We start from the raw sequence: 15,732 nt of genomic DNA on the forward strand, positions 1-15,732 counted from the left end.
TTCTATGGGTCTCGATCACTTCAGATCGGCCGCGGTCGGATTGAGCGGAACGCCATCGGCTGCGCCGAAGTAGCCGAACTCTGAAATTGGGCGCAATTCTCCGTTCTGTTGACCCCATATAACCGCGGCACGATGATTGCGCACCTCGTGCATCACAGCGTCATAGGTCAGCACCAGATGGGGTGAACTTTCCACGGAGCCCGTTACGTGCCACTGGCTGACGACCAAGGAAAATTGACCCAGATGGTCATGGTATGCGGACTGAATGCGCGCATCGGTCATTGTCAGGACTAGCGGCGCAGCATCGCGCGTCACGGAAAGATGGCGCTCGAGATAGCGCACTAACGCCGCCGCCAGCTCTTGCGGCAACGGCTGGCTTGGCGGCAGCGCCTCCAAAGCAGAAAGCTCGGGGGCCGCGATGATCAGGTCTTCCACCGGGAACTGGATCGTCAGCTCCAAAGAGGATCCCTGCTCACGCAGAAGAAGCACGCTGCCGGGCAAGGCATGTGCAAGAACAGAAGCTGCACAGCCGACAAGGAGCCATAAGGCAAGAAGGCCAGACCGCCAGATCACTGCGTCTGCCCGCCGTAGTCGTCGGTCAGATCGCGCCAGACTGAATGCGGGTGGTTCCCCACCTTGTCGGTGGACTTGTTCGATTGAAGCGAGAACTCGATCCAGAGCGACGGCCCATGCACCCGAACGTAATCATCCTCTGCGCTCAGTTGCGGCGTGCCGGAATAACCGAGGTAAGTCTCGGGCAATTCGGATGTGTATCTTTCCATGTAGGCAGCGGCCTCGGTGTCGGAAATATCACCGACATAGGTCTCAATCGCGGCCAGGAGCAGGGCGGTCTGATCCTCGTCCAATTCGGAGACCGGCAGGCCCTCGAAGCTGTCCGGGATCGCGTCATCGGCCTGCGGCCCGGCGAGAATGTCGCGATAGGTTCCGTCCAGTTCGGCAACTGCGCGTTGATCCTCCGACAGTGCGTTGAGCAGCGTAGCAAAGGCGTCACGTTCCTGCGTCAGAGGCTGGTTCACCCGGCCGTTCATTTCGAAATAGGGGAAAGGTTCGACGCCCCGAAAGGACGGCGTGGCCCCTGCCAGTTTTCCATCGACATAGGTATTGGCAAAGGCCATGTGGTGCCCGCCATAATAGAGCTCCCATACGCCGGTCGGCCCGGGCGTGCCTAGGAAGGCGAACTTGGTGTTGTAGGAGGAGTACCCGGCCTTGTAGTCGGTGCTGACGGTGTTGATGTAATCGTCGGCGTTAAGTGTCTGGATCATCTCGTCCCAGCCCTCATCGATTTCACCGCTTGTGGCTTCCATCATGATCGCCTTGACTAGCCCGCGCTGTTTGGTGTTCAGCTCGCCCAGCAGAACACCCGGACGCTTGGGGAAGGCGCCCGCAGGTAGGTTGCTCCAGTATTCCGCCTCGGTACGGGAATACTCCAATTGCAGGTGTTCGAGGACATCCTCCGACACGTCGGCCTTCAGCAGATCAATCAGGCAAAGCATCCGGTCATAGCCCGGTGTGTCTCCGCATTCGGCGGCGCTGTCGGAAATCGGCACTGTCTCCATCAAGGTGCTGGTGTCGCCCATGCGCGCCTGAAGCGCTTCACTCAGCGCCTGATCCTCCTCCGACATCGGCGGCGGCCCGCCGTCACCGGGCGGCGGGCCATCGTGACCTTGAGCAAAGACCGGTGATACCATAAGAGCGGCCAGCGCAGCGACGCCGGCAAGTTTAAAACGATGAGACATAGGTAATCCAATTGTGGAGTCACTGCATTCAGCCCTCAGCATCGGGGGAACCAAGAAGAAAAGCAAGGTGATGCCTGGCAACTTACCAAGCACACCACAAGCTTCCCGATACGGCTCTGATTGGCATGAAACGGCAAAAGATCATCGCCACTCGGCCATCGAAGCCGCCGTTCGCTCGCGGCACAGCATTCGCCAGATTGGGCTCTGAGCCAGCTTTGGCTTGTATGCCGCAGCGCGTCCGGTCACGGATGGCGAACGGGATCGCCGTTCGCCGAGATTATCAGATGTCGACCGACTCGGCGATGCTCAGAGCATCCTCGAGTTCAACACCCAGATACCGGACGGTACTGTCGACCTTCGTGTGCCCAAGCAAGAGCTGGACTGCGCGAAGGCTCCCTGTTTTTCGGTGAATTTGCGCCGCCTTTGTGCGCCTCCGCAAGTGCGGCACGCGCCTCTCCTTCGGCTCCGTCCGGTGCTTGGCGACAAGTCACGTCATCGTGCATGCGCTCCGAACTTGGGTCAGGGGAGAGAAAGGAAAAAAAAAAAAAAGGAGAGAAAAAAAAAACAAAAACGAAGGGGGTCCAAAAACCCCCCCCCCCCCCCCCTCCCCCCCCCCCCCCCCAACCCGGGGCTCAGCTGTGGGTGGCTGCCAACGCTTCCTCGCGCTCCTCGCGGCTGCGGCGATCGACGCCGAGCATGAGCACGATGTTCTTGGCGACGTAAATCGACGACCATGTGCCGATGACGATGCCGAAGGTGATCGCGAAGACGAAGCCGCGGATCACGTCGCCGCCCAGCACCAGCAGCGCGATCAGTGCCACCAGAGTGGTCAGCGAGGTCACCAGCGTCCGGCTCAGCGTCTCGTTGGCCGAGAGGTTGAGCAGCTCGCGCAGCGGCATCTGGCGGAACTTGCGAAGGTTCTCGCGCACCCGGTCGAAGACCACCACTGTGTCGTTGATCGAGTAACCGAGGATGGTCAGAAGCGCCGCTACGATCGTCAGGTCGACCTTCAGCTGGAACAACGAGAAAACCCCGAGCGTGACCACCACGTCATGCACCAGCGCCGCCAGCGCCCCGACCGAGAACTGCCATTCGAAACGGAACCAGACGTAGACGAGGATCCCCGCCGTCGCCGCGCCGACCGCCATGAGCGCCATCCAGAGCAGTTCCGCGGACACCTTGCCGCCGATCGTCTCGACCGAGGTGAAGGCGATGCCCGGATCGGTCTGGCGCAGCGCGTCCTGCACCCTGGTCAGCGTCTCCTGCGAGAGCGCCGCGTCGCCGCCCTCGGCGCCGATGCGGATCGAGACCACGTGCTGGTCGGGCGCGAAAGTCGGATCGAAGACCTCGGTGATCACCGCGTCCTCCATGCCGAGCCCCGCCAGCGCGGTGCGGTAGTCGCCGATGTCGAGGCTCTGGTGGGTCTCGGCGCGGATGCTGGTGCCGCCCTTGAAGTCGATGCCAAGGTTGAGCCCCATGGTGGCGATCAGGAAGACCGAGACCACGACCGCCAGCGCCGAGGCGCCGAAGGTGCCGAACTGCGCGCGGAAGAAGTTGATCGAGGTCCTCTCGGGCAGGCGCGAGAGCAGGCCGTGCATGGCGAGGCTCTTCGGCTTGCGCCATTCGAGCCAGCTCTGCAGCACCAGCTTGGTGACGAAGATGGCGGTGAACATCGAGGTCAGGATGCCGAGCCCCATGGTCACGGCAAAGCCGCGCACCGGCCCGGAGCCAAGCCAGAACATCAGCCCGGCGGTGAGAAGCCCGGTGAGGTTTGAGTCGAGGATGGCCGAGAAGGCATTGTCGAACCCTTTGCCGACGGCGCGCCAGACCGATTTCTCGCCCCGCAGCTCCTCGCGGATGCGCTCGAAGATCAGCACGTTGGCATCCACCGCCATTCCCATGGTCAGCACAATGCCGGCGATGCCGGGGAGGGTGAGCGTGGCGCCGATGGCCGACAGGAGGCCGATCAGCATCGCCATGTTCACCCCTAGCGCGAAGGTCGCGACGAGGCCGAGCCCGCCGTAGCTCAGCACCATCAGCGCACAGACCGCGACCAGCCCGACGATGGCGGCGCGGGCACCGGCGGTGATGCTGTCCTGTCCGAGCTCCGGCCCGACGGTGCGCTCTTCGAGGAACTGCAGCTCGGCGGGCAGCGCCCCGGCGCGCAGCAGCGTCGAGAGCTCGGTCGCCTCATCCACGGTGAAGTTGCCGGTGATGATGCCCGAGCCGCCGGGGATGTGGCTTTGGATCACCGGTGCCGAGAGCACCTCGCCGTCGAGCACAATGGCGAAGGGCTCGCCGATATGGGTGGCGGTGAAGTCGCCGAAGGCGCGGGCGCCCGAGCTGTTGAAGCGGAAGGTTACCGCCGGGCGACCGTTCTGGTCGAAGCTGGGCTGGCTGTCGGTCAGGTCCTCGCCGGTGACCACGGCGCGCGGGACGAGCGTGTAGTTCTGCTCGGGCTGGCTGGCCGAGGGCAGGGTGACCGCATCTGGCGCGGCGCCGGCAAGCACGGCGTTGAACGAGAGCTTCGCAGTGGTACCGATGAGGCTCTTGAGGGTCTCCGCGCTGTCGATGCCCGGTACCTCGATAAGAATGCGGTCCTCGCCCTGGCGCAGGATGGTGGGCTCGCGGGTGCCGGCCTCGTCGATGCGGCGGCGGATGATCTCGAGGCTCTGCGCCACGATACGGTCGGCCATTTCGGTTCGGCCTGCATCGGTGTAACGCAGCACCAGCCTGCCGCGCTCGTTCAGCGCCTCGATGTCGGTTTGCCCCGCTCCGGCGAGCGTTGAGACCGGCGAGGCGAAGCTGCGCGCGGCCTGGAGCGCGGCATCCATGCCCTGCGGCTCGGAGATCGCGATGTGCAGCTCGCCCGTTGGGGCGTCGAGCCGGCGCAGCGTGCCGACCTCAGCTCGCAGCTCGCGCAGCGCGTCGCGCAGCTCGGGCCAGAGCGCGTCCATGCGCTCGCGCGCGACGCCGTCCACGTCGACCTCGGCTAGCAGATGCGCGCCGCCGCGGAGGTCGAGCCCGAGGTTCACGAGATCGGAGGAGAGCCAGCTTGGCCAGCCATCGGTGCCGGAGGTGGGGGCGGTGGTGGCCGTCGCGGTCTGCGCAGCGAGGTCGTTGTGCTGCTCGACGCGGGAATAGAAGGCGTTGGGCAGGGCGAGCCAGAGGCAGAGGAGGCAGACGCCCCACACCCCGAGGCGTTTCCAGAAAGTTGGTTTTTGCATGATGGTTCCCGGACAGATCCCGACGCCGTGGCGGTACGGGACGTGTCGATGTGTCTTGGTCAGAAGTTGGCTAGGATTGCCCCTGCGCGGGTCCCCGACGGGAGCCGGCTGCAGATGGGGTTCAGTTGATCATGCGAAGGGAGGCGCGCGCGGCGGATGGGCTGGACTGCCCCGGCTGCCTGCGAGGGCATGTGTAGGGGCGGGCGACGGACATCGCGCAGCTGCGCGCGGCGGCGCCGGATGAAATGGCTGGGCCAGAAATGCGCGCACCCAGAGCGGGTCGGGGCCGAGCGAGTCAATGGCGCGCAGACTTGCGCGCTCGGTCTCCGCTGGTGGCAAAATGCCCCGTGCCTCGGGGTGGGTAAGGCCGTCGATCGTCGCCTCGGCGAGATGGGTGCCGGCCAGTGGGATGCGCGGCGAGGGATGGGCAATGAGCGCAGCCAGCACGACAAGCAGGGCGACGAGCGCCCCGATCCTGCCCGCAATCCGCGTGACCCCGATCCTCATGCTGCTGTCCTCACCACCAATGACGGCCGCCGCGGGACCCGCGGTGCGAGGGGGGCGCGACAGGGTTCCTGCCCGATGTCATGAGAGATCCTCCCGGCTGACCAGCAGCTTGTTGATGCGGCGGCCGTCGAGGTCGACGACAGATCCCTCAGCGAGAAATGCAGCCCGACCCCGAACATCAGCAGAATGACACCGATCTCGAACAGCTCCGAGGCAAGGTGCTGGTCGGCGACATAGCCGGGGGGTGAACGGGCCGATGACACCGCCGGCCAGCAGGTAGCCGGCGAGCGCGGGCAGCCGCAGCCGCTGCGCGGCGAGGCTGAAAAGGCAGGTGAGCACGAGGCCCGCAACGATGGTTGCGATGAGAGGGGTGTCGTGAAGCAAGTTGATATGCCCTTGACTAGGAGCGTCGACATGGAGCGAGACGACTGCGCGGGCGTAGGGCCGGGCGCGCCATGGTCAACGCAGGCACCCCGGCGCCGGAGCTCCGCCAAAGGCGGCGCGCCAACGCAGTTCACCCGGCCCGCGCGGGGCGGGTCGGGGTTTCGGATGTCAGGCTTGCGGAGGGCTTCTTGCGCGGGGTTTGCCGGGCGGCAGCCCCTCGGCCAGCGGCGGCGCGCGCGAAGCGGCCAGCAGCAGGTAGCGCGGCTGCGGCGTCAGCTCGGGGAGTGCCGACAGCGCCCCCGCGGCCGGCGCCGCCGCACGCGGCTTGTGATGGTCGATGAGCGCGATCACCGGCGCGAGAATGGCCGCATCTGCAGTGAGCGTGGTGCGCACCGCTGCCGAGAGCTCGGTCCGCTCTTGTGCCAGGCTCTGCCCCTGACTGCGCGCCGAGACGTCAGCCTGCATGAGCCCGATCGCGACGATCAGGCTGCAGAGAAGCAGGCGGAAGGTGGGGGCAAGGCGGGACAAGATTGCAAACATATGTTGTGGAGATGGGCGCGGCGGCGGTGAATGCAATGGGCGCATCATCGCTGGTGCAAAGAGTTTTGGCGCGCGAGGCTTAGAGCCCAAAACGTCATGGACGCCGGGTGCGCCGTGGATGCGCCGGGTCTGCAAGCACGCGGGGGTGCAGTTCGTCCTGCCGCGAGACGCGGGGGTGCGGCTCGCCCTTGAGAGCGTGGCGCGGGTGTGCAGACACCGCATCAAGGCGCGGGTGACGCGGGGCTGCCGATGTCGCGGTGACATGGAGCGAGCCCGACGTCTCTCCGCTAGGGTGTCGCACTTCGTGTTCGGGAAAGGGTCTTTTGGGCATCGTCATTTAGTGAGGCAATATGGTCCGGGCCTCGCACGCCACCGGCTACAATTAGCGCTGCCTGTGGAGAGAGGTCCCGTCGGGAGTGTCCTGAACTTTGTGTATCCGTGCCGAGCCATGCGGTTTTGGATGCTCAAGCGTCGAAGCGCTCGCCGAACATTATGGCGAACTGATTGCGGGCCGCAACCCATTCTCTGACGTTTCGGTCATTCTTCTCGAAGTTGCGGATGGCGAGGTAGATCAGCTTGGTCGCGGCCTCGTCGATCGGGAACGAGCCCCGTGTCTTGATGGATTTCCGGATGACGCGGTTCAGACTTTCTATTGCATTCACGGTGTAGATGATCTTGCGGATCGCGGAATCGAAACCAAAAAACGGGATGACCACCTGCCATGCCCGGCGCCAGGCCGGGGCGATGGAGGCGTATTTCCCAGCCCATTTCTCCTCGAAGGCATCTCACGCAAGATCATGGCCGCCATCCTGGCGCATCGTGAGGTGGCCCCGCTGCTGTCTGGCGAACATTTCTCAGTCGGCGGCACGCTGGCGAAGGCTTGGGCTTCGATGAACAGCTTTCAGCCAAATGACAACGAGGTGCCCGCCAGGGACGACGGGCCGGGTGATCCGCCAGATGGCGGTGCATCATCAACGTCCTCGCCTGACCTTGGCAGCGGATCGCGGCTACGATAGCGCCGATTTCGTCGCCGAGCTGCGCCAGATCGTCGTCACGCCCCATGTCGCGCAAAAGTTCTGGCACTCCGCTATCGATGGCTGGACCACCCGACACCCAGGTTATGCCAAATGCCAGCGGCGCAGAAAGAAGATCGAGGAGCCTTTCGGCTGGACCAAGACCGTTGGAGGTCTGTCCCAGACCATGTATCGCGGCATCGAGCGAGTACGCGCCCGCTTCACGCTGACAATGGCGGCATGCAATCTGGCAAGGCTGCCAAAACTGCTGGCGGACTGACGAGCCAAGCCGCCGCGAGGACTGCCATCCCATGATCCAACCCCACCCAGCATCCGCGTAAAGGGAAGCCTTTCTTCACAACGCGTTTTTCAGCGGCCTGTTAGGCTTCCCACAAGGTGTTCGTTGTAGCGCGGCTGTATCCATGGTTGAAAATCGCGGCCATGTAGTCGGCTGAAAACCTGTCTCTGGCATCGTAGACGACTCCGCTGTCGGGGCGAACTGATGCGACATGGAACCCAAGACCGTTCTGTTCACACAACATCCGCGCTGTATTGACAGAGGCCGCCGCGCTGGACCGGACCATCGCGGTCATCGCCTGTTGCGAAATGCTAAGGGCGCTGGATGCGCTCGGCTGCGGCGCTGGATCCAGAGTGTTGTTCATCAGCAGATAGACGTGTCCGCCTTTGACGCGGCGCGCGTCAACCTCAAATGCCGCGGCTGGGGTCGCAAGCACTTGCATCTGAACCCCGCCATCCAAATGTGTTTCGGTGATCATCTCGCCGTCATTCTCAATGCTGATCCTGACGGGCGGAAACAGTCCCGGAAGCGCACTTGAGGCACGGATCATGGTTCGGAACAGGTCGTATTGCCCAGCTTGGGCCATCGCGCCCATGTCCCAGACGATTGCTTTTGATGTCGCCAGATTCGTAGTGACAATAAAAAGGCGTGCCCCGGCTTTATGCCTTTGGGCGATCGCTTCCAATATTGGCTCGGACGTGTAGGCGGTGATCAAATCGGCAAGTGGCGCCGTGTCATAGAGACTACCTCTGGTCACTGCAGACAGCCCGCGAAATCTCATGATGTCGTGGGCATCGTGATCCAGAAACATTTGCCTCAACGCGTCGTCGCAAGCCGACCCCAGGAAGGCCATCGGCGCGATCAAGGCGCCGGTCGACACCCCCGTTACGACATCAAAATCGGGGCGCGCGCCAAGGTCCGACAGGCCACATAAGGCACCAGCACCAAAGGCACCGTCTTCGCCCCCCGCAGACAATGCGAGCATCTTAGGGCTGTTGCTGAGGCGCGCCAAATCCAAATGACGCGCCCAGGTTTGTTGATCCTCATCCGCCTGAAATCGCAGAGCAGCCAATGGATCTCCCCCGACAGATCGCAAAGGCGTGGCAGTTGTATGCGCCCCTTGCGGCGCACCACACGCCGCAAGCGTGGTCAAGGCACAGGTGCCTGCGACGAAGCGTCGCCTGCTCAAACATTCAAGATCAGAACGCATGAAGCTGCCTCTTAGTTGGAACGCCGGGAATTATCAGGTGCGCTCGCTTTGAGAGCGGCTGCGACGGTTTCCGCATCAACTTTCAGGCAGCTGGCAATCGCCCCAGCATCCGGGCGTTCAGGACGTGCGCCGCGTTCGGGGCGCGGCATGCAGGTTTCCAAAGCAGCCTCCGTTACACCAATTTTCGCCGCAATGTGAGCCATTGGCATTCCCGGGGGTGGCCCATTCTGCGCTGTCGCAGGCAAGGGAAGTGCCAGTGCCGTCGCAATGCAAAGGATTGGGAACGGCTTCAGGATCTGTGTGGTCATGTTTACCTCGATGAATATCCGTCTGCTTGGGGTGCGGACAAAGGATCACACGTTGGGCGATAAAGTTTCCGTCGCTGACCTACCTATTCTTCCCTTAAAGCTCTGGAAACAAAGTATTATTATCAGGAGAGAGGTGATTACTCATTGTTTGTTCAAGAGCTGCCCCTGGCGCGGCGCCGGCAAAATTCTGGTTTGACTCGCTCAGCCAACCATGGGCCGCCGAGCTATGTCGCTCGATGTCATCAATGTCCGTTTCGATGAGGTTGCGGTGCCGCAGCTGCAATTGCTTCGAACGGCAAGTAAGGGCCGGTCGCGTCCGGCGCGCCCGTGCTGCAACTGCGAAGACTCCTGCGAGTAACGCGGGCAATTTGGGCTCGGAAGGGCCGATCGCTGCGGTTAGTACCGACGCCCGCTTCGAGAAACATGGCAATTCGCCGATCCGGCGCTGCACTCACCAACTGCGGGACGAACCCGCCTTACGCGGCCGCAGCTATTGCTGACGCAGCATTGCTTCGCAAGTGCGGCGCGCGGTTTGCTTTAATGCAGCCTCAGTCGTCGAAGCGGTCGTTCGAGCCGCTCGATATCCCGGGGATGGAAACCGATCATTCGCGGCGACCGGCTAAGACAAGCAAGGGGCGTCACGGGGCGAGCTTCTGGCTAATGGTGCAAGCGATCGCTACGATCTGATATTTGGACTTCCCGACCAAACTACTCACGCCTTTGGCAAAATCCGGAACTCCTGAAAGTGGTATCCGTCGCCATAGTGCCGTGCCTCGATATGTTGGAGGCGAGGCGACACTCTGGTGCCATTGAACAACGAGACGCTTTCCCCGAGAACGATAGGTGCGCGTTTCAGGCGAAGGATGTCAATGTGTCCCGTGGAAAGAAGAGAGCCGGCGAGTGCGCCTCCACCACAGAGGTAAACCGGCCCGCTTGATGGAGTTCTTATGGCGTCGAGGTCCTCAACGTCGCTGGACCTCCGCACCGCGACCTCGGCGCCATCCGGCAGGTCGAGCGACTTGGAGAGGACGATCGTCTCCATGGGCGCATAGGGGTTCTGGCCCGGCTGCATGCCAAAGCGATAGCCAAACTTCGATAACAGGGCCGCCCCCCGGTCAAGCAAATTTCCGCATACGGTGTGGACCGATCGAGGGGCGGAGCCAATCATTGGTCATTCTGAGCTCTCCTACCCGCCCCGCGTTCTTCGCGCGAGATCACCTCGGATGCATGCTTCGGTCCGTGGTCTGCGCGTACACTGCCAACATGATGCTGGATCGATCCAGTTTCCAATGTGCCCATCTCGTAGACGTGCTCGACCAAGGTCGGTGACAGTTCGGCTGACGGCAGCGATTACCTGGTCCACATGGTGACTGGAAAGGTTGCGGCATAGAACTCTGCTGCCGGCTCAGCCTCTGTGTCGAACCAGAGAAATACCGCGGCTTTTCGCTTCTTCATCGTCTGTCTCCTTTGCGATTGAGGACGCGCTATCAATCTTTGGCCGTTGTGATCCGGTGCTCGATCAGGGGCAGCAGCCAGTCGGGGCGGCCCATGATCGAAAGGTGCGTGGTGTCTGGCAGGACCGCCAGCTGGGCCCCCGAAAGGGTCGCCATGCGTGCACCATGGCCGACCGGGGTGAAGTCGGTGTCGCCAAGGGCGAGCAGGGTCGGCACCGCGAGCGTAGCAAGCTCCTCGTCACTCCAGCCCCAATCGGTGACAATGAAGGCCTGCAGCTGCGCAAAGGTGCGCTGGAACTGCTCCGGGCCATCCGGATTGTCGGCGAAGCCCGCCCGCATGCGCGCGAAGTCCTCTTCGCTCGGCACCAGCTCCAGCGCCTTCGGTGAAGGCGGGGCCTGTGGGTTCCGGTTCATTTCCGCGATGGCCGGATGCATCCCGTCGAGGTTCTGGCTGGCCGAGATCGCGGTCAGCGTGGCAAGGCGCTCTGGCGCGAAAAGTCCCAGATCCAGCGCCAACATGCCGCCCATGGAGAAGCCCACGACATGAACCCGCTCGACGTCGAGCACGTCCAGCACGGCCAGGGTGTCGGCCCGCATCGCATTTAGAGACATCGGCGCGTCACGCCCGCCGGTCCGCCCATGGCCCTGCTGCTCGACCCCGATAACCGGGCGCTGTGCCGCAAGCGCGGGCAAGAGGGCACCAAAGTCGCCTTGGATTGAGCCCATGCCGCCATGCAGGACGAGGAATGGGACCATGCCCGAACTAAGATCGCCGTGAACCTGATAATAGATCCCGAGGTCCCCGGACATGGCTCGGCCCTCGGTGTCCTGCGCCAGCGCGGGCGTGGCCATCGCTCCGACAAGGACCGAGGCCTGCATGGTCCCCATGTAGGACCGTGACGTCAAATTCAGGGTCATCATTTCCTCCTCCCATGCGTTGTGGCCTTCCCCTGGGAACCGCAAGCCGCCGTTCATGCCCCGCGAGTCTTGTCGGCCCTGGAGAAATGCGCGATATGGTCCGCATGTGCCCTAGCAAAGGCCGGCCGCGCGCAAATCCGATCGATGTAGGCATCCGTTGCGGGATAGTGGCCGATCCCGCGAATCCAGGGCGGACGCAGGACGTCGGCCAGGATCAGGTCCGCCGCGGTAAAGCGATCATCCACCAGCCAGTCGCGCGCCGTCAGGACGTCTTCCAGCACAGCGAGACGGGCCAGCAGCCATCCCTCCAACGGGTTCTCCGGCGGAGACGACAGCCCGACGAACCACCAGGGCACGCTTACCATCTCCACCGAGTTCAGCGCCGAGACGACCCAGGACAAGGTTTCCGCCCGCAGCGCCCTCTCCTGCGGCATGAGCGTTTCGCTCTTCTCCGAGAGGTGCAGCAGGCAGGCGCCGCTTTCGAACAGGCTGACACCCCCGTCCGTCAGGTAAGGCACCTGCCCGAAGGGCTGCATGGCAAGATGCTCTGCCCCGCGATCCTTGAAGGGCACGGAGCCCACGCGATAGCTCAGCTCGCCCTCTTCGCAAGCCCAGCGAAGCCGCAGGTCACGCACATAGCCCCGCGGCCCCTCCGGAACCCAATCGAAGGTCCAGATCGTCAGCTCATTCGGTGCCGTCTGGTTCATGACGTCAGGCCTTGTCTTCGAAGATCGGCGTAAAGCTGCCCCACATCATGCGCTTTCCGTCGAACGGCATCTCCATCTCCTGCCAGCGCGGATCGGTCTGCATGCTGGCAGCGCACCTGTCGTGGGCTTCCTTGTCGGGCCAGATCATCCACGAGAAACAGACGGTCTCGCCGTCTTCCAACGCGACGGCCCGCCTGAAATCTGTGTGCTCGCCCGCGGGCACCTCATCGCCCCAGGTCTCCATGATCTGGAGGGCACCGTACTCCTTGAAGAGCTGCCAGGCCTTGCGGGTACTCTCGATGTAGGCCTGCTTGTTCCCGTTCGGAACGGGGGTCAGGAATCCGGCAACGTAAGTCATGCGAGTTCTCCTTGTTTCGCTTTGAGCTCCGCCATCCATTCATCGAACCCCGGCGGCGGATTGCCCGTGAAGCCAGCAAGCTGATCGGACAGGGCCTGCTGGAAGGCCGGCCGCTCAGTGGCCCGCGCGATATAGCCGGCTAGGTTGGGGAAGGCTTCGACGAGGCCCTCGCCCTCGATGATCCGCAGTACGCTGACCATCATGAGGTCGCCGGCAGAGAAGCTGCCGGTGAACCACTTCGCGGTGCCGAGGCGATTGGACGCCTCCTGCAGTCGTTCGTTGATCCGCTCGTCGACGCCGGGAAGTCGCGGCTTGGCCCAGGGCTCGGCCACTTCAAAAATCGTCATCTGTGCTCGATCCATGATCGGCGGCTCCAGAGTGTTCAGCGCGGCAAACAGCCATTCCAGCGACAAGCTCTGACCCGCTGGCTCCGTCGGCCGTAGACCGGGGAACCGCTCTGCGATATGCCAGACGATCGCCCCGCTTTCGAACAGCGTAAGATCACCTTCCTCGTAGGTCGGAACCTGGCCGAACGGTTGCAGCGCGCGGTGCGCGGCTTCCTTCTGTTGCCCTTGTGAGAGATGGCGAACGGCGTAGTTCTGGCCCGTTTCCTCAAGTGCCCATCGAACCCGCAGGTCGCGGACCTGTCCTTTGGCAAAGTCCGGTACCCAGTCGTAGGCGGTGATGGTGATGGCGGCTTCGGGATCAACCGGCATTGGACACCTCCGCCGGACCCTTCTCGACGGCCTCGGCACTCATCCACATGGGCTCCCAGATATGGCCATCGGGATCCGCAAAACTGCGTCCATACATGAAGCCGTGGTCCTGCGCCGGGCATGGGTCGGCCATGCCCCCGGCAGAGACCGCCGCTTCGGTAATGGCATCAACGGCTGCCCAGTCTTCACGGCTGAAGCAAAGCAGCACCTGGGCCTCCTGCGCCGGATCGATGCGGCGACGATCCGTGAAAGTTCCCCAGAACTCGTGGGTCAACAGCATCACGCAAATGGTGTCCGACAGGACCATGCTGGCCGCCTGGTCGTTGCTGAACCGCAGGTCCCGAGAAAAGCTGATGGCCTCGTAAAATTTGACAGATCGCCTCAGGTCCGCGACCGGCAGGTTCACGAAGATCATTTGCGGCATTGCCATTTCTCCCTTGCCGTATCGTAATCATGGACAGCGTAGCGGCATGGGGTTACAAAAAACAACCATGAAGATGCAAAAAGTAACTAAGTCGGCGAAATCCCCCCACGGACGGTGGTATGCAGATGCCTGCGGCACGGCCTTCGGGCTTGAACTTCTCGGCGAACGCTGGGCGATGCTGATCGTGCGAGAACTCATGTTCGGGCCGCGCCGTTTCAGTGATATCCGCGCGGATCTTCCAGGGGTCAGCGCCAAGGTGCTGACAGAACGCCTTGCCGGTCTGGAGGCCAATGGTGTCGTTGTTCGGTCCACCGCCCCGCAGCCAACTCCGGCGAAGCTTTATGGCCTGACGGAATGGGGATACGCGTCCGAGCAGATCCTGCAGGAGATCGGCCGCTGGGCCGCCGCATCGCCCTTGCACGACCCGACGCTGCCTCTCTCCCCTGTCTCCTTCATGCTGTCATTGCGCACCATGCTGGATACGGCAGCCGCACGCGGCACGTCACTGATCATAGCCTTTGAAATCGGGACGGCGCAGTTCACCGCACGATTGGATGACGGCGCCATGCCAGTGGAACGCGGCGCGGCGGAACAGGTTGGTCTCCGCTTCAAAGCGCAAGCCGCGCCACCCCTCGCGGCTGTCTTTTATGGGGACGTGGCGCCAGAGAGGGCTGGCGTGGAAGTCTTCGGTGATGCCGCTCAGTGCCGAGACTTCATCGCGCTCTTCAGCCTCCCTCAGCCCTACGCGAACGTGGCATGCCCTCGATAGTAGGGAATCTTGACCGAGCCTGGCGCCTGATAGAACTGTCCTCTATTGAATCTGCCTCCGCTCCTACAAGCGCGAGTGTAATTGGTTGATTTCGGCAACCACAGGTCATCCTGGGTAGTTCGAACGTCGGCCGCTAGCGGCGCATTCCCGCCGGTCGGGCGAGGCGCTCTACTGACCGGAGGGAGCCCAAACGCGAAATTCCTATCGAGTTGCCGGCATGGTGAAGCGGACCTTCATCCCTAGACAATTCGACGAGCGAGGAGCGGGACTTTGCCGCCGTTGCCGCAGTCTCGAGCAATAGCGGCAGGCAACCCAAACTAGACAAGCAACGCGAAGCATGAAATCGATGTGGTATGAAAACAGTTCAGTCGTCTGCCGAATTCATCCTCTTTGACTTAGACGGAACCTTGGTAGACCCAGCTCCTGGTATAACCAGTTCAGTGCGGTATGCGTTGAATGAGTTGGATTATGATGTGCCATCTTCACGTGACTTGCATTGGGTGATCGGCCCGCCGCTTTCCAAGAGCTTTGCAAAGCTCTTGGAAAGCGAGGAGCTGGTTGAAGAAGCAGTCGAGTTGTATCGCACAGCCTATCGCAATGGCGGCATCATGCAAGCGGTGCCCTACACTGGTATCTTCGCAGCGCTAACAGTCCTGAAGTCCCGAGGGTATGATTTGTTCCTTTGCACATCGAAGCCTCTTCCATTTGCAAGAAAAGTGGTCGAACACTTCGGGTTCGCGCGCTATTTCGATGAGCTCTACGGCGCCGAGCTTGATGGCACGTTCGACGACAAGGCTGAACTAATAGCGCATATCCTGCTTTCTCAAGGACTGAAAGCTCGACATGGGTGCATGGTTGGGGATCGTTCGAATGACACCTTGGCTGCGCGTCAAAACGACATGCCTTCGATTGGTGTGACATGGGGCTATGGCGGTCGGCACGAGCTCAATGTAAATGGCGCTACGGCATTGTGTGATCGGGTTGAAGATTTGCCAGATCGGATCAGATCAGTGCTGAAAGATTGATTAGGTAATGTCGGCTTTAAGCCTAGTCCGTTGAAAAACTCGGCTTGCCTGAAGGGCTGGCCGCTGATTCAATTTGGCTGCGGCAGCTTGAGGTGAACGGCGATGATGGGGTCCCGG

The 15,732-nt window shown here is 62.4% G+C and carries 16 protein-coding genes and 3 pseudogenes; 3 read left to right on the plus strand and 16 right to left on the minus strand.

Translation table 11 applies throughout. The features are described from left to right. Positions 1 to 15: 15 nt before the first annotated feature. From ACXAJT_RS23225 to ACXAJT_RS23260, 8 genes and pseudogenes are all read right to left on the minus strand, one after another. The gene (locus tag ACXAJT_RS23225; protein ID WP_475239790.1) at positions 16 to 459 is read right to left on the minus strand and encodes a hypothetical protein; all 444 of its coding nucleotides are present in this window, start codon (positions 457 to 459) and stop codon (positions 16 to 18) included. 110 nt (positions 460 to 569) lie between these two features. Then, positions 570 to 1,757 carry a DUF3500 domain-containing protein gene (locus ACXAJT_RS23230; protein WP_475239794.1) on the minus strand — a complete coding sequence of 396 codons (1,188 nt, stop codon included), beginning with the start codon at positions 1,755 to 1,757 and terminating at the stop codon, positions 570 to 572. A 280-nt stretch (positions 1,758 to 2,037) separates the two neighbouring features. Beyond that, positions 2,038 to 2,199 (minus strand): annotated as a pseudogene (locus ACXAJT_RS23235) (integrase); the annotation flags it as partial. 190 nt (positions 2,200 to 2,389) lie between these two features. After that, complete coding sequence (secD, locus tag ACXAJT_RS23240; protein WP_475239797.1) at positions 2,390 to 4,984, minus strand: protein translocase subunit SecD; 2,595 nt, start codon at positions 4,982 to 4,984, stop codon at positions 2,390 to 2,392. Positions 4,985 to 5,113: 129 nt separating this feature from the next. Further along, positions 5,114 to 5,491 (minus strand): hypothetical protein, encoded by a 378-nt coding sequence (locus ACXAJT_RS23245; protein ID WP_475239799.1) that lies wholly within the window; start codon positions 5,489 to 5,491, stop codon positions 5,114 to 5,116. A gap of 78 nt (positions 5,492 to 5,569) precedes the next feature. Next, a complete protein-coding gene (locus tag ACXAJT_RS23250) occupies positions 5,570 to 5,875 on the minus strand; it encodes a hypothetical protein (protein ID WP_475239805.1) in 306 nt (101 codons plus the stop codon). A gap of 168 nt (positions 5,876 to 6,043) precedes the next feature. After that, positions 6,044 to 6,403 carry a hypothetical protein gene (locus tag ACXAJT_RS23255; protein WP_475239809.1) on the minus strand — a complete coding sequence of 120 codons (360 nt, stop codon included), beginning with the start codon at positions 6,401 to 6,403 and terminating at the stop codon, positions 6,044 to 6,046. Between the two features lie 476 nt (positions 6,404 to 6,879). Then, positions 6,880 to 7,197 (minus strand): annotated as a pseudogene (locus ACXAJT_RS23260) (transposase); the annotation flags it as partial. Here ACXAJT_RS23260 and ACXAJT_RS23265 point away from each other — a divergent pair. Next, positions 7,186 to 7,708, plus strand: a pseudogene (locus ACXAJT_RS23265) (transposase); the annotation flags it as partial. The pseudogenes ACXAJT_RS23260 and ACXAJT_RS23265 sit on opposite strands and share 12 nt — an antisense overlap. 100 nt (positions 7,709 to 7,808) lie before the next feature. Here ACXAJT_RS23265 and ACXAJT_RS23270 read toward each other — a convergent pair. The 8 genes from ACXAJT_RS23270 to ACXAJT_RS23305 form a co-directional block, all read right to left on the minus strand. After that, on the minus strand, positions 7,809 to 8,798 hold the full coding sequence (locus tag ACXAJT_RS23270) for a patatin-like phospholipase family protein (RefSeq protein WP_475239812.1): 990 nt from the start codon (positions 8,796 to 8,798) through the stop codon (positions 7,809 to 7,811). 149 nt (positions 8,799 to 8,947) lie between these two features. Then, the gene (locus tag ACXAJT_RS23275; protein WP_475239814.1) at positions 8,948 to 9,244 is read right to left on the minus strand and encodes a hypothetical protein; all 297 of its coding nucleotides are present in this window, start codon (positions 9,242 to 9,244) and stop codon (positions 8,948 to 8,950) included. Positions 9,245 to 9,956: 712 nt separating this feature from the next. Next, positions 9,957 to 10,412 carry a dihydrofolate reductase family protein gene (locus ACXAJT_RS23280; RefSeq protein ID WP_475239817.1) on the minus strand — a complete coding sequence of 152 codons (456 nt, stop codon included), beginning with the start codon at positions 10,410 to 10,412 and terminating at the stop codon, positions 9,957 to 9,959. Between the two features lie 319 nt (positions 10,413 to 10,731). Further along, on the minus strand, positions 10,732 to 11,616 hold the full coding sequence (locus tag ACXAJT_RS23285; RefSeq protein ID WP_475239821.1) for an alpha/beta fold hydrolase: 885 nt from the start codon (positions 11,614 to 11,616) through the stop codon (positions 10,732 to 10,734). Between the two features lie 53 nt (positions 11,617 to 11,669). Next, complete coding sequence (locus ACXAJT_RS23290; RefSeq protein WP_475239827.1) at positions 11,670 to 12,323, minus strand: glutathione S-transferase family protein; 654 nt, start codon at positions 12,321 to 12,323, stop codon at positions 11,670 to 11,672. A gap of 4 nt (positions 12,324 to 12,327) precedes the next feature. Then, complete coding sequence (locus ACXAJT_RS23295) at positions 12,328 to 12,681, minus strand: DUF1428 domain-containing protein (protein WP_475239829.1); 354 nt, start codon at positions 12,679 to 12,681, stop codon at positions 12,328 to 12,330. Next, complete coding sequence (locus ACXAJT_RS23300; protein ID WP_475239835.1) at positions 12,678 to 13,397, minus strand: glutathione S-transferase family protein; 720 nt, start codon at positions 13,395 to 13,397, stop codon at positions 12,678 to 12,680. The genes ACXAJT_RS23295 and ACXAJT_RS23300 overlap by 4 nt, the downstream gene beginning before the upstream one ends. Beyond that, positions 13,387 to 13,821, minus strand: coding sequence for a VOC family protein (locus tag ACXAJT_RS23305; RefSeq protein ID WP_475239838.1), 435 nt, complete (start codon positions 13,819 to 13,821; stop codon positions 13,387 to 13,389). The genes ACXAJT_RS23300 and ACXAJT_RS23305 overlap by 11 nt, the downstream gene beginning before the upstream one ends. 67 nt (positions 13,822 to 13,888) lie before the next feature. Between ACXAJT_RS23305 and ACXAJT_RS23310 the strand changes: the two genes are divergently transcribed. Then, positions 13,889 to 14,590 carry a winged helix-turn-helix transcriptional regulator gene (locus ACXAJT_RS23310; RefSeq protein ID WP_475239841.1) on the plus strand — a complete coding sequence of 234 codons (702 nt, stop codon included), beginning with the start codon at positions 13,889 to 13,891 and terminating at the stop codon, positions 14,588 to 14,590. Positions 14,591 to 14,943: 353 nt separating this feature from the next. Continuing rightward, positions 14,944 to 15,615, plus strand: coding sequence for an HAD hydrolase-like protein (locus tag ACXAJT_RS23315; RefSeq protein ID WP_475239844.1), 672 nt, complete (start codon positions 14,944 to 14,946; stop codon positions 15,613 to 15,615). Positions 15,616 to 15,732 lie beyond the last annotated feature (117 nt).

The organism is Salipiger sp. ABF4_146 (assembly GCF_056161345.1).

Coding starts and splice junctions, on each gene's coding strand:
- ACXAJT_RS23230 (WP_475239794.1), bottom strand. CDS start 1,757: ATGTCTCATCGTTTTAAACTTGCCGGCGTCGCTGCGCTGGCCGCTCTT.
- secD (WP_475239797.1), bottom strand. CDS start 4,984: ATGCAAAAACCAACTTTCTGGAAACGCCTCGGGGTGTGGGGCGTCTGC.
- ACXAJT_RS23245 (WP_475239799.1), bottom strand. CDS start 5,491: ATGAGGATCGGGGTCACGCGGATTGCGGGCAGGATCGGGGCGCTCGTC.
- ACXAJT_RS23275 (WP_475239814.1), bottom strand. CDS start 9,244: ATGACCACACAGATCCTGAAGCCGTTCCCAATCCTTTGCATTGCGACG.
- ACXAJT_RS23280 (WP_475239817.1), bottom strand. CDS start 10,412: ATGATTGGCTCCGCCCCTCGATCGGTCCACACCGTATGCGGAAATTTG.
- ACXAJT_RS23285 (WP_475239821.1), bottom strand. CDS start 11,616: ATGACCCTGAATTTGACGTCACGGTCCTACATGGGGACCATGCAGGCC.
- ACXAJT_RS23290 (WP_475239827.1), bottom strand. CDS start 12,323: ATGAACCAGACGGCACCGAATGAGCTGACGATCTGGACCTTCGATTGG.
- ACXAJT_RS23295 (WP_475239829.1), bottom strand. CDS start 12,681: ATGACTTACGTTGCCGGATTCCTGACCCCCGTTCCGAACGGGAACAAG.
- ACXAJT_RS23300 (WP_475239835.1), bottom strand. CDS start 13,397: ATGCCGGTTGATCCCGAAGCCGCCATCACCATCACCGCCTACGACTGG.
- ACXAJT_RS23305 (WP_475239838.1), bottom strand. CDS start 13,821: ATGCCGCAAATGATCTTCGTGAACCTGCCGGTCGCGGACCTGAGGCGA.
- ACXAJT_RS23310 (WP_475239841.1), top strand. CDS start 13,889: ATGAAGATGCAAAAAGTAACTAAGTCGGCGAAATCCCCCCACGGACGG.
- ACXAJT_RS23315 (WP_475239844.1), top strand. CDS start 14,944: ATGAAAACAGTTCAGTCGTCTGCCGAATTCATCCTCTTTGACTTAGAC.